At 43.0% G+C, this 12,636-nt stretch carries 12 protein-coding genes and 1 tRNA gene; 9 read left to right on the top strand and 4 right to left on the bottom strand.

The window, feature by feature from the left end; translation table 11 throughout:
* Positions 1-145: 145 nt before the first annotated feature.
* Positions 146-2,881 (bottom strand): alanine--tRNA ligase, encoded by a 2,736-nt coding sequence (gene alaS / locus IEV61_RS12995; RefSeq protein ID WP_188417338.1) that lies wholly within the window; start codon positions 2,879-2,881, stop codon positions 146-148.
* 1,064 nt (positions 2,882-3,945) lie between these two features.
* On the opposite strand from alaS, the gene IEV61_RS12990 reads away from it, so the two are divergent.
* The 9 genes from IEV61_RS12990 (at position 3,946) to IEV61_RS12955 (ending at position 10,114) form a co-directional block, all read left to right on the top strand.
* A complete protein-coding gene (locus IEV61_RS12990; protein ID WP_188417337.1) occupies positions 3,946-4,755 on the top strand; it encodes a PASTA domain-containing protein in 810 nt (269 codons plus the stop codon).
* Positions 4,718-5,050 (top strand): rhodanese-like domain-containing protein, encoded by a 333-nt coding sequence (locus IEV61_RS12985; RefSeq protein WP_188417336.1) that lies wholly within the window; start codon positions 4,718-4,720, stop codon positions 5,048-5,050. Before IEV61_RS12990 ends, IEV61_RS12985 begins: the two co-directional genes overlap by 38 nt.
* A gap of 195 nt (positions 5,051-5,245) precedes the next feature.
* Positions 5,246-6,301 carry an endolytic transglycosylase MltG gene (mltG, locus tag IEV61_RS12980; protein WP_188417335.1) on the top strand — a complete coding sequence of 352 codons (1,056 nt, stop codon included), beginning with the start codon at positions 5,246-5,248 and terminating at the stop codon, positions 6,299-6,301.
* Positions 6,301-6,708 (top strand): acyl-CoA thioesterase, encoded by a 408-nt coding sequence (locus IEV61_RS12975; protein WP_188417333.1) that lies wholly within the window; start codon positions 6,301-6,303, stop codon positions 6,706-6,708. Before mltG ends, IEV61_RS12975 begins: the two co-directional genes overlap by 1 nt.
* Positions 6,709-6,717: 9 nt before the next feature.
* Positions 6,718-7,695 (top strand): YihY/virulence factor BrkB family protein, encoded by a 978-nt coding sequence (locus IEV61_RS12970; protein ID WP_188417332.1) that lies wholly within the window; start codon positions 6,718-6,720, stop codon positions 7,693-7,695.
* Between the two features lie 103 nt (positions 7,696-7,798).
* Positions 7,799-7,885 (top strand) — tRNA-Ser (locus tag IEV61_RS12965).
* A 248-nt stretch (positions 7,886-8,133) separates the two neighbouring features.
* Positions 8,134-8,874, top strand: coding sequence for a phage integrase SAM-like domain and Arm DNA-binding domain-containing protein (locus IEV61_RS20600; RefSeq protein ID WP_229747132.1), 741 nt, complete (start codon positions 8,134-8,136; stop codon positions 8,872-8,874).
* Positions 8,847-9,368: a site-specific integrase gene (locus IEV61_RS20595; RefSeq protein WP_229747131.1), complete on the top strand. Its 522-nt coding sequence runs from the start codon at positions 8,847-8,849 to the stop codon at positions 9,366-9,368. Before IEV61_RS20600 ends, IEV61_RS20595 begins: the two co-directional genes overlap by 28 nt.
* 473 nt (positions 9,369-9,841) lie before the next feature.
* Entirely contained in the window at positions 9,842-10,114 is a 273-nt protein-coding gene (locus IEV61_RS12955) for a helix-turn-helix domain-containing protein (protein WP_188417330.1), read from the top strand.
* A 67-nt stretch (positions 10,115-10,181) separates the two neighbouring features.
* Here the strand turns inward: IEV61_RS12955 and IEV61_RS12950 are convergent, their stop codons facing one another.
* The 3 genes from IEV61_RS12950 to IEV61_RS12940 are packed head-to-tail and all read right to left on the bottom strand — an operon-like array spanning position 10,182 to position 12,476.
* Positions 10,182-10,835, bottom strand: a complete 654-nt coding sequence (locus IEV61_RS12950; protein WP_188417329.1) for an AI-2E family transporter — start codon at positions 10,833-10,835, stop codon at positions 10,182-10,184.
* 11 nt (positions 10,836-10,846) lie between these two features.
* The gene (locus IEV61_RS12945) at positions 10,847-11,926 is read right to left on the bottom strand and encodes a glycoside hydrolase family 130 protein (RefSeq protein ID WP_188417327.1); all 1,080 of its coding nucleotides are present in this window, start codon (positions 11,924-11,926) and stop codon (positions 10,847-10,849) included.
* 4 nt (positions 11,927-11,930) lie between these two features.
* Positions 11,931-12,476, bottom strand: a complete 546-nt coding sequence (locus tag IEV61_RS12940; RefSeq protein ID WP_229747130.1) for an HAD-IIB family hydrolase — start codon at positions 12,474-12,476, stop codon at positions 11,931-11,933.
* Positions 12,477-12,636: the final 160 nt, after the last annotated feature.

Below are 12,636 nucleotides of genomic sequence, written 5' to 3'. Positions count from 1 at the left end.
CACTCAAAAACTTCAGAAAAATACGCAAAACTTCATTTTTCCTCTTTCTGGTGAAAGTGGTCTGTTTAGGCTGCGAATAGTTATAAAAAACACAGGCCGTTACATTTGTGCAACGGCCTGTTAAATTATTTTGAATGTATAATCTCTAACTCAAAAACCCACGGGCTTTTTCCAAGACTCTATCCAATCCGCTTACATCCTTCCCTCCTGCTGTGGCGAAGAAAGGCTGACCGCCACCGCCGCCCTGTACCTCTTTGGCCAGTTCGCGCACGATGTTACCGGCGTTTAAGCCGCGTTCTTTTACCAGGTTTTCGGCTACCATGACGGTGATGTTAGGCTTGCCATCAATATCAGCCACTAAAACCAGGAAAAGATCATTTACCACATCTTTTAAATGATAGGCCAGCGTTTTAATGGCTTCGGCATTGGGCAAGGCTACTTTTTGGGCAATGAAGTTAATGCCGTTAACGCTTTCTGCTTTTTGGGCCAGCTCTGTTTTTAAACCTGATGCTTTTTCATTAACCGCTTTCTCAATTTCTTTTTTCAGGCGGTTGTTCTCTTCTAAAAGCGTTTCAATGCTCTTGGCAATGTCTTTAGGGTTTTTCAACAGTTCTTTTAACTGATGCACTAACTGACTTTGCTCGTTGATGTATTTTTCAACACCGGCACCGGTAATAGCCTCTATACGACGAACACCGGCCGCAACGGCACTTTCGCTAATGATCTTGAAGTAGCCAATTTGACCAGTAGCTTTTACGTGAGTACCACCGCAAAGCTCTTTAGAAAAGCTATCATCAAAAGTTATCACCCGCACAAAATCGCCATACTTTTCGCCAAATAGGGCAGTTACGCCGCTATCTAAAGCTTGCTGGTATGGCACATCGCGCTCTTCTTTTAAAAAGATGTTTTCACGGATCTTTTGATTAACGATGATTTCAATTTGCGCCAGTTCTTCCTCGGTTACTTTACTAAAGTGCGAAAAGTCAAAACGCAGGTAATCGGCATTTACCAATGAACCTTTCTGGTTTACGTGGCTACCCAGCACCTGTTTCATGGCGGCGTGCAGCAAGTGCGTAGCCGAGTGGTTATTGTTGATGTTAAAACGGCGTTCCGGGTCTACATAAGCGGTCAGGGCATCGTCCAGGCTTTCGGGCAGTTCATCGGTAAAATGAACAATGAGGCCGTTCTCTTTTTTGGTGTCGGTTGTCTTGACAATTTCGCCATCAGGGAAGATCAGGTCGCCGGTATCGCCCACTTGTCCGCCGCTTTCGGCATAGAAAGGTGTTTTATCCAGCACCAGTTGAAACTGCTCCTTGCCTTTGGCTTTCACCTTACGGTATTTGATGATATGGGCTACGGTTTCGGTTTCATCATAACCAGTGAAGGTTACGGTGTCATCTTCTTTCAGCAGAATCCAGTCGCCGGTATCAATGGCCGTGGCGGCACGGGAACGAGATTTTTGTAGTTCGAGCGCTTTATGAAAACCTTCGGCATCCACTGTCCATCCTTTCTCACGTGCAATAAGTTCTGTTAAGTCTAATGGAAATCCAAACGTATCAGACAATTCAAAAGCAAAATTGCCACTGACTATTCCGTTTCTCCGGGATTCAATGTTCTCCCTTTTTATTTTTACATGCTCAGAAATGTCTTCATCTATATGTGTTACAATACCTTGTTCATTTGATATATCAAAGTATGTATTAAATCTCCGTAAACCTGATTCCAATGTTCTCAAGAAAGCAAACTCTTCCTCTAAAACTACCTTCTGTACAAAGTCCTTTTGGCTATATAACTCATCAAATACACCCTTGAACTGCTCAGCCAGCAGAGGCACCAATTGATTTAAGAAGGGTTCCTTGAAACCTAAATATTGATAAGAATAACGCACTGCCCTACGTAAAATACGGCGAATTACATAGCCTGCCTTATTGTTAGATGGCAATTGTCCATCGGCGATGGCAAAGCTGATAGCTCGGATATGATCGGCCATTACACGCATGGCTACTGCTTCGTTCCAGTCAGCCCCTCCCAAACCCTCCCCGGGAGGGAGGGCTTCAGGATAGTATGTTTTACCGCTTTTATCGCTGATGAACTCAATCAGTGGCATAAAAACATCCGTATCATAATTAGATGTTTTGCCTTGCAGCACACGCACCAAACGCTCAAAGCCCATACCGGTATCAACATGGCGGGCAGGCAAAGGGTGCAGCGAACTATCTTTCAGGCGGTTAAACTGCATGAATACGTTATTCCAGATCTCTATTACATTCGGGTCGTCGTTGTTAACCAGCTCCGCTCCCGATACTTTGGCTCTTTCTTCATCGGTTCGTCCATCAAAATGTATTTCCGAGCATGGTCCGCAAGGGCCGGTTTCGCCCATTTCCCAAAAATTGTCTTTTTTGTTGCCGGGTAAAATATGGTCTTCCGCTACGTATTGTTTCCAAAAGTCGTATGCTTCCTGGTCTTTAGCCAGTCCTTCTTTTTCGTCGCCCTCAAAGTAGGTTACGTACAGGCGGTCTTTTTCCAGGCCATATACGCTGGTTAGTAATTCCCAGCTCCAGTCAATGGCTTCTTTCTTAAAATAATCGCCAAAGCTCCAGTTGCCCAGCATCTCAAACATGGTGTGGTGATAGGTATCTACCCCTACCTCTTCCAAATCGTTATGCTTACCCGATACCCGCAAACAACGCTGCGTATCGGCCACGCGTGGCGCTTTTGCCGCCGCTTCGCCCAAAAAAACATCTTTAAACTGGTTCATCCCGGCGTTGGTAAACATCAGCGTAGGGTCGTTTTTTACCACAATAGGTGCCGATGGCACAATGGTGTGGCCTTTAGATGCAAAAAAGTCCAGGAACGCCTGGCGTATTTGTTGAGCGGTCATATTCATAATAGTGTGCAAAGATATTATATTAGGAATAAGCGCAAAGATTGAATATGTGTTTTAGCGGTTGATAGTTTGTCTGCTATGGCCGCAGATGCCTTTTTCTTTTTTCTTGATAAAAAGAACCAAAAACTAAGCGTTAGCGACCTCATGAACACCTATGAAAACAAACAACAGTGAATAATCAAGTCACCTCCGCTATGCTTCTTTTCGCACAAGGCCATTGCGCTGCAAAGCCGTGCAGCACCACGGGCTGTTTAGATTTGCGCCTGTGGCTTCGCCTGCACATGGCCAGCGCTACATACAAATTTAAAAGGCCCGTTGCCTTTGCGCTCAAGGCCGCCGAGTGCTGCCCCGCTTTCGGCCGAAGCTGGGAGGATTGCGAAGGACCTTCCTGATCCTCTTCAAGGAGTAAATGGTGGTAACAATTCCCTCCTTGGGGAGGGGTGCGGTTGGTACGTGTATTGGCAGGGAGGGGTTTGCAAGTCTGGTTGATGAGTCGCTTCATTAAACCCCTCCCTGCCCTCCCGAAGGAGGGAATTGAAAAGCAGAATTGAAATACCTCCTTCATTAGCGAGGGGTTTAACAGATACGGTTGGTGAGCCGCTTCATTAAACCCCTCCCTGCCCTCCCGAGGGAGGGAATTAAAAAAGACTAAACGGCTTTGCATGAAATAAGCTACTGTTCAAAGAAGCGAGGGCCCGCCAGCGCACCCGGCCGGGAGTTGGCCTTGCGGGCAAAGGCAGGGATTGCGCTGGCTTGGCCTTTTTGCTACTTTTGTGGCTAAGACAAAAGTAGTAGCCTCTGCGGCAATGAGCGAGACGAAGGTTGTTAACCAGCACCAAACTAAGTTCAAAACGCACGAATGATTACTAATCACTTGACTTCTCGAACAAGATTTCTCGCTCTCGCTAGAAATGACAGTTGGGTTAGCTTTTCAATACTATCAAACCTTAATAAATCTTATTACTTTTGCCCCCTGCTACACAAACGCAGCTTTTTGAAACTTTAGAAATATTAAGTTATGTTTGATAGCCCCAAACGCTTATACTATTACAGCCGCAATGAGTAAACTCTGGACTTATTTTAAAACTAAAGATTTTAGAAACCATTTATTGGCGGCTATAGGTTCGGTATTGGCGGTGGTGCTTATTGCATATTTAAGTTTAGGCTATTATACCCGCCACGATTCGGGCATACCTGTACCCAAGCTCAAAGGGCTAACCGTACAAAATGCTACGGCCATGCTCGAAGAACAGGGTTTCCGTTACCAAATAGACTCGGTTTACGTGCAAGACCAGCCCCCCGGAACCATTATTGAGCAAGACCCTGATGCCGGTACCAACGTTAAAGAAGGACGTACCATTTACCTAACCATGGTTATTACCCAGGCACCGCTGGTTGGCTTGCCCGATCTGGAACAAAGCACTTACCGCGAAGCACTGGCTGTATTATCTAACGCAGGCATCAAAGTGGGTGATACCACTTACCGGTCAGACATTGCGCGCGACCGTATCTTGGAAGTTAACTTTCAGGGACATGTGATTAAAACGGGCGATAAGCTGCCAAAAGGTTCAACTGTTAGTTTAATTTTAGGTGATGGTGCAGGCGCTAATGAGGTTGATATCCCCGATTTGATGAACCAGGATTTAGATGCCGCACGTTTTGCTATACGCGGTGCCGGTTTAAGTATGGGTACTATTACGTATGAAGGCAGTATCACCGATTCTACCAACCTCGTCGTCGTATCGCAATACCCTATGCGCACCGATTCTACCGCTAAAACCAGTATTGGTACCCGCGTAAATTTAACAGTTTCCCAAGGCAAAAAAACGGATGAACCACAACCCGAGCCACCACAGCAACAGCCCTGATATAACCGCGGCAGAACTTCATGAACGTTTAAAGGCGGGAGAAAAGCTATCCATTATTGACGTACGCGAACCTATTGAGTTTCATACGCACAATGTTGGCGGAGAGAATATACCCTTAGGTAAACTAACGCAGGAGCCTGATGAATTACCGTTTGATGAAGGCGAGGAGATTATATTAATTTGCCAGGCCGGATTACGCAGCCGTACCGCACAACAAATTCTGCAACAAAACGGTTATACTCATACGCGCAATTTAAAAGGTGGGTTGCTGGCTTTGCGGAGGTTAGGCGGATGAGTTCTTTAAATACTGATTGTCATTTCGAACGATAGTGAGAAATCCTGTTTAGCCTTGCATAGCTGTAGTAATAGAAGTAACAAGATTTCTCGTTAGCACTCGAAATGACAAAGATGATAATATGCAAATTATTAGAGAAACACACCCCTGCCCCTCTCAAGAGGGGAATAAAAAATAAGATAGAATATTACTTATATGGATAATCAAAAACCGTCGTCGGGCGGCACATTTAAGAAGTTTATTATTGCCTTAGTTGCTATTGTGATTTTGGCATTAGGTATTACCGGTGTGGTATATTACCTACGGTGGTTTGGCCCCAACGTCACCGATAAGCAAGAATACCTGTACATACATTCTGAAGCCGGCTTTAACGATGTGTATCAAACCATCCGCGAGCAAGGCATCGTAAAAGACACTACTACCTTTTTATGGGCAGCGCATAATATGAATTATGTAGGCCGCGTTAAGCCGGGTAAGTACCGCTTAAAGGAAGGCATGAGCAACCGCAAACTCATTAACATGCTGGCCTCCGGCGCACAAGAACCGGTTGATCTGAAGTTTCGCGGTCTGCGTTTAAAAACGCAGTTTGCCGGTTATATATCGAAGCAAATTGAGCCCGATTCTGTGGCCATTATCAGTCTGCTCGATTCGGCCAAATTTGTGGAGCAATACGGCTTCACCACCGAAAACGTGTACACCATGTTTATGCCCAATACTTATCAAATGTATTGGAACACTACAAGCGAACAGTTTTTTAAACGCATGTACAAGGAGTATGAAAACTTTTGGACCCCAGCCCGTAAGCAACTGGCGGCTGCCATTAACCTTACTCCTATCCAGGTTTCTATTTTAGCCTCGGTGGTTGATGCAGAAGCTTTGCACGATGATGAAATGCCTACCATTGCAGGCTTATACTTAAACCGCTTAAAAAGAGGAATAAAAATGGAGGCCGACCCAACCGTAATTTTTGCCACGGGTGATTTTACCATAAAGCGTGTACTCAACAAATACTTAAGTACACCTTCGCCCTATAATACTTACCGAAATACCGGTTTGCCGCCCGGACCTATCATGATGCCATCGGTAAACGCCGTGAAAGCCGTTTTAAATTACAAGCAGCACAATTACATTTACATGTGCGCTAAAGAAGATTTTTCGGGCTACCATAATTTTGCCACCAACGTAGCAGAACATATGGCTAATGCACACCGCTTTCAGCAGGCTTTGAACGAGAGAGGAATTAAGAAATAATGTTTACACACACCACTAAAGTACGCGTACGCTACGGCGAAACAGACCAAATGGGCTACATGTACTACGGCAACTATGCCGAATTTTTTGAGGTAGGCCGTGTAGAAATGCTGCGCAGTTTAGGCCTTACTTACCGCTGGATGGAAGAAGTGGGTGTGATGATGCCTGTGCTTGAAATGAAGTGTAAGTACCTGAAGCCTGCTTTGTACGACGAGGAGATCAGCATCAAAGTAACCATGGAAAAGATGCCGGCGATAAAAATCCACTTTAATTATGAGCTCTTTAATGAAAAACAAGAGCTTATTCATGTAGGCGAAACTTTGCTGGCGTTTATTGATATGAAGCGTAACCGCCCAAGTTTGCCCCCGCAAGAATTTTTAGATAAAGTGAAGCCCTATTTTGAGTAAATTTGGCCAATGGATTGGCTTCACCGCTTTTTACTCAAACTAAGTATCTACAGAGGTTTTCTGGAGTGGACCAAATCCGTTATTTTACCGGGGTTTCGGCCGCTGCCCTTATATACCATTGGCGTTTTCTTTTTCGGGGAACTGAAGAAGAGTTCGCTTATTAACCGGGCATCGGCTTTGGCGTATAATTTCATGCTGGCCCTGTTCCCGGCCACCATCTTTTTGTTTACACTTATTCCCATGGTGCCTATCCCCCATTTTCAGGATACGCTGCTCAAACTGCTAGCCACCATACTGCCTGGTAACACTTACGATGCTTTTGAAAGTACTATTGATGATATTGTAAAACACCAAAACACCAAGCTCCTTACTTTTGGTTTTGCTTCGGCGCTGTACTTTGCCTCTAACGGCGTTTACAACCTCATGCAGGCCTTTAACAAATCATCGTTAATATTGGAGTCGCGCACCTGGCTAAAGCGCCGTATGGTTTCTATAGGCTTAACGGTGGTTATTAGTTTTTCACTCCTGTTTGCCATTGCCATCTTGATTGCCGGACAGGCGCTGCTTAAGTTTTTGCAGTTGCACGTATTTTCTTCCTGGCACCTTTGGTTATGGCTCATTGCGCTTACCCGGTGGGTTATTGTGGTACTTATATTTTTTGTGGTGGTATCGTTACTATACCGCTACGGTCCTGCTCATAAGCGCCGCTGGAAATTTTCGAGCCCGGGCTCTATTCTGGCTACCACTTTAGCTGTGCTCACTTCGTTAGGCTTTTCTTACTATATCAATCACTTTTCATCCTACAATAAAATTTATGGTTCCATAGGTACACTTATTGTGATGATGATTTGGTTGTACCTCAATTCGCTCATTATTTTGATCGGATTTGAGCTCAACGCGAGTGTTGATCTCTCCAAAAGGAGCATAAAAATTGTAAAACCACGCGTAAATACCTTCAAATCCAACAAAATTAAGCAGGTGCATTAAATTAATGTATTGATAATAAACAGGTTAAATGAGCGTTTAAAAAACTTCAAAAAAAGTGCATTCTAAATTTGCCAATTCGCCCCGGATTTGTACTTTTGTCCCCGGAGAGTTGGCAGAGTGGTCGATTGCGGCAGTCTTGAAAACTGTTGACTTGTTAAAGGGTCCTGGGGTTCGAATCCCTAACTCTCCGCAATTTAGTAATCAAATAGCATTAAAAGGCCGTAAAATTAAGTTTTACGGCCTTTTTTGCTTTAACGAAGTAGCAAAAACAATCAAATAATCGCCGAATTCTGGTGACCTATTAGGGACCTTTTTCAAGGTCTCCCCTAAAGGTCCCGAATTAGCTTATAAATTGCTGTAAATCAAGATGTTCAATCATTGAACATCTTGATTTAAGCAGGATAATTAATTAATTTTATTCACTTTAAGCGATGTGTGATGAACAAATTTTTTGCAGTACTTTTCCATGTAAAGAAGTCCAAGGTAACGACTAACGGTACCGCTCCTATTTTTATGCGCGTGACCATAGACGGTGAGCGTATAGAAATTTCCACTAAAAGACTGGTAGAACCTAATAAATGGAATGCGGCCGGTCAGAAAGCAGTCGGTACGACCGAAGCGATCAGGTCACTAAATGTCTATCTTAAAACTTTGGAACAAAAGGTTTATGAGGTGCACAGGAAAATGATGGAAGAACAAGAACCATTAACCGCAAGCACATTAAAAGCAATGTTATTAGGCGGCCATAAGCCTGCTAATATTAAGTCCTTAATCCCGATCTTTAAAGAGCATAATCAAAGAATTGCTGATTTGGTTGGGAAGGAGTATTCGAAGGGTACATTCGACAGATATGAAACAAGCCTGAAGCATACTTTGGATTTCCTACTTTGGAAGTACAATTTGACTGATATAGATATTAAAAAGATTGATAACGAATTTATCACTTCTTATGACTTTTACCTGCGTTCACAAAGAAATTGCAACAATAACTCTACGGTTAAATATCTGAAAAACTTTAAAAAAATCATTTTGATCTGCATCGCCAATGGATGGCTCGAAAAAGACCCGTTCGCAAAGTATAAGAACAAGGTTAATGAGGTTAAAAGGGAATTTCTAAATAGTGCAGAACTTGAAATACTGGCGACAAAAAATTGGTTAGTGAGCGTGTATCCCAAGTAAGAGATATATTTCTTTTTAGCTGTTATACTGGCCTGGCTTATGCAGATGTTAAAAAATTAAAACGTTCAGAAATCGTATTAGGGCTTGACAACGAAAAATGGATTTACACAAGCAGACAAAAAACTGATACCGATTCCAGGATACCTCTCCTTCCACCAGCGCTTTCATTGATTGAGAGGTACAGAAGTAACCCACTATGCATCAACTCCGGTTTAATCTTTCCTGTATTAAGTAACCAGAAAATGAATTGCTATTTAAAAGAGATTGCGGATGTATGCGGCATTCATAAAACGTTGACTTACCACATTGCAAGGCATACATTCGCAACTACGGTTACCTTGTCCAACGGTGTATCTATTGAAAGTGTATCAAAGATGCTTGGACATAAGAACATGCGAACCACGCAGCATTACGCAAAAATTTTGGACAAGAGAGTGAGCGACGATATGCATTCGCTTAGACAAAAGTGGAATGGTAAAACGAGTCTGTTCTAATTAGTCATGACTGAATCGATGCTATTAGTAGTAATACTCGCTGAATTAAAAATAGCTGATATTACAATTACCATCAGTAACTTATTAATGAGTTGACCATATTAAGCCTTTCGAATGGCAATGCTTTAGATTTTCGCTTTGATTCAACAATGAGTTCGTTCATTTATGAAGAACGGACTCATTGTTGAATAATTAAATTTTTTGTCTCGTTTAAAATAAAACGATGCAACTAATTTGATCACTTATTTGGTTTTAGTAATTTGATTCTACAATGAATTATAGTTTCTCAATCGCAGATCAAATTGTAAATAATTTAATTATTAGTTTGGAATAGCACTTGATTAGTTTTCCTATACTAAGTATATTTGCTTAATCGCCAGTGAGAAATCTTCTTACTGCAACCCTCTTCCATAGTCGGCAGATTAAAGTTCTGCTTATCATCAATACACTTATTTACTGTACTGTCAATGACTATGGCATCAATAGAAATTATTACTAAAGAAGATTTAATGGCTTTCAAAGCCGATTTGTTAAAGGAATTAACTTCCTTAATTCAACCTCAGCTAAAAGACGAGAGGCAATGGCTTAAAAGCAGGGAGGTCAGGGATTTACTCGGCATCTCAGCAGGGACTTTGCAAAACCTACGAATAAACCGAAAGATCAAATTCACTAAGATAGGCGGTACTGTTTTTTACAGTAACTCAGACATCAAAAAATTACTTACTGGCGAAGGAGAAGTTATGTGATGTGCACAAAAGATTATTTAACAGCTTTTACAGTAAGAGCAGTGAATGACAAGCATATTACTACCAATCATATTTGCTTGTTCTTGGCTATATACCAGCACTGGAATGAGCAACACAAAAATCCCTTGTCTGTCTCAAGAAAGCAATTGATGTATTGTTTTGTGTTTACCTGATCTTCGGGTTTTACTAGTTTTAATATGAATTTTTTAAAATGTGCCCGGGAATTGATAAAAAGAAACATATAGATCAACAACAATACCGTTGTAGTTAATGAACCTAATAAGGTTGCTACAAATCCTGCAATATAAGTAGCTGCACTCCCTGCACCGGATGACCCTTGCTTTTTCAGCATCTGATCCTGCTGCTGTTTGGACACACCAAAACTATTGTTAACGTAGTTCTGTGCCTGCCCCAGGTATTTATTGAATTGTTGCTCGATCTGATCAAGGTTTGCCTGCAAGTTAGAAACCCGCCAGCTGATTAAATAAAGGAAGCCGGCGAAGACCAAAATAAGGGTCAGCACACATATCACGGCCGCAACTGTACGGTTCATGCCTTTTTTCTCCATCCATCTGCTAAAAGGCAGAAAAAGCATAGCCAATATACCTGCCAGTGCAACTGGAGTTAAAAAACCAGCTGAAAAATACAAGCCGCCGAAGATCAGGAACATCAAGAACAGTGTTAATACACTGCGTGGAAGGAAATCATTTACTTTATTCATTCATGCAAAATTTATAGCCATTCCAGACTTTGAGGAAGGTCAAGGCGCGCAACTCCGATCCGGTTGTCGGCCATCCCATAATAAACATCATATCGATCAGGCATACCGATATCAGCCCGCTGGTCAATACCAGTTGGGAATACCACATCAGCAATCACCCCGACTTTTTCTTCGGGAAGTGTTGGAGTCAATATCGGCTCAAATGACCTGAACCCAATATCATAAGGATTATCTGATGATAAAAACATTACACCTGCAGAATAGATCAATTGTTCTTTTTCAGGAGTCCCACTTGCATGAACACCATGGTACAAAAACATCCAACCAAACCTTGTCATCACCGGAGGTGTACCAGAACCAATCTTTACTTTTTCCCAATCAAAAACAGGCACAGCGAGCGGGCGGTGTGAAGTAAATTCAGCAGGGTTCCATTTTTCGCTTGCCTGTTTCTCCGGGTGAATGTGGCAATAGGATAACCAAATACTTTCCTTATGCTCTTGTACAGCTTTGTCCCAGGGGTGTGCCGCTTTTTCCTCGGGCGAGGTGCCTGGAAAAAGCGGGCGATGCAGCATGCCCAACGCACGGTGTCCATGTGGGCTCGGTATCTGCATGGGAAAAACGCAGGCATCTTTGTTACTTACGTTATCGAAATCGATGTTTTCATAAGGTTTATAGTGAACCAAACCCAAACGCTCCCAATGGAAGAGATCGTTAGATTGCGCCATAGCAATTCTTGAGCCATTTGGGGAGAACGCGGTATAGGTCATAATATAACGCTCCAAAGGCTCCACATAAGTTATACGGGCATCTTCACAACCGCCGCCGCCATCAGGTCGTTTCTCGTAGTCCGCTTCCGGTTCGAGCGCAACACCAAGGCGTTCCACACCCTTTGGGTTTCCCACTTCGTCAAACAGCACTTTAACGATCCCGATTCGGGAATAATTATCTTTGGTTGCCATACGCGGGAACAAATACAAATTTACATCTTTTCCTCTTGCTACCGCCGGATTCAATACGCCGCCTGCCTCCATGGGATTATTCATATCAGGCTCCATAATAGTGCCCAGGCGTTTCAATTTTAAGGATTGCATATCTTTATTTTTGGCAGGTAATAATGGTTTGGATAATGATTTTGGTGTCTTCCGGGTCACGCACCTGAATACAGTCTACACCGGTGGTTTTTGCGGGATGGTCGTTGCCACCCTCAAATAGTGCATCACCTAAAAAAAGCATTTCCGAGATGCTGATCTTAAGCACTTCTTCCAGCTTATGCATTCCGTAAGCTTTATCTATACCTGGTTTGGTAACATCAATAGATGTAGCACCACCCAGGTTGATTGCGAACTCGGGGATCATCTTTTCTAACAGCAATTTGATCTCTTTTCTCTTTTTAAAATCAGGGTCCCAGCCTTTTTTGGGTTCCAGCGGAGCCTTTTGGCCTAAGGCAGAAAAAGTGATCTGGCTGTCACGGTCTTCAATTTGCTCGCCCCATGTCTGTTCTGCTTTGAAACCAGATTCATCAACGGCCTTTTTTAACGACGTTTCTATTTTTTGTTTTTGTTCATCCGTAAAGTTTTCGGCATAAAGCTTTGTCCAATCACCGTTCTCGTAGCTATAGAATTTGGTGCCACAGGTTGGCAAAATAGATAAATTATCGAGGTCGCTTCCCTTCGGCTGGATATACCGCTGATATTGACCACCTGATTCCGGCGGAATGTGACCATTGATTCCGCGTCAAATTGACCACCCCATTCCGGGGCAAACTGACCAGGCATTCCGGGCCAAATTGACCACCCCGAAC

Origin of the sequence: Mucilaginibacter galii, assembly GCF_014635825.1 — a bacterium.
GTDB lineage: Bacteria > Bacteroidota > Bacteroidia > Sphingobacteriales > Sphingobacteriaceae > Mucilaginibacter > Mucilaginibacter galii.
Note: the sequence above shows the minus strand (reverse complement) of the source record. Positions and strands in the feature narration are given on the sequence as shown.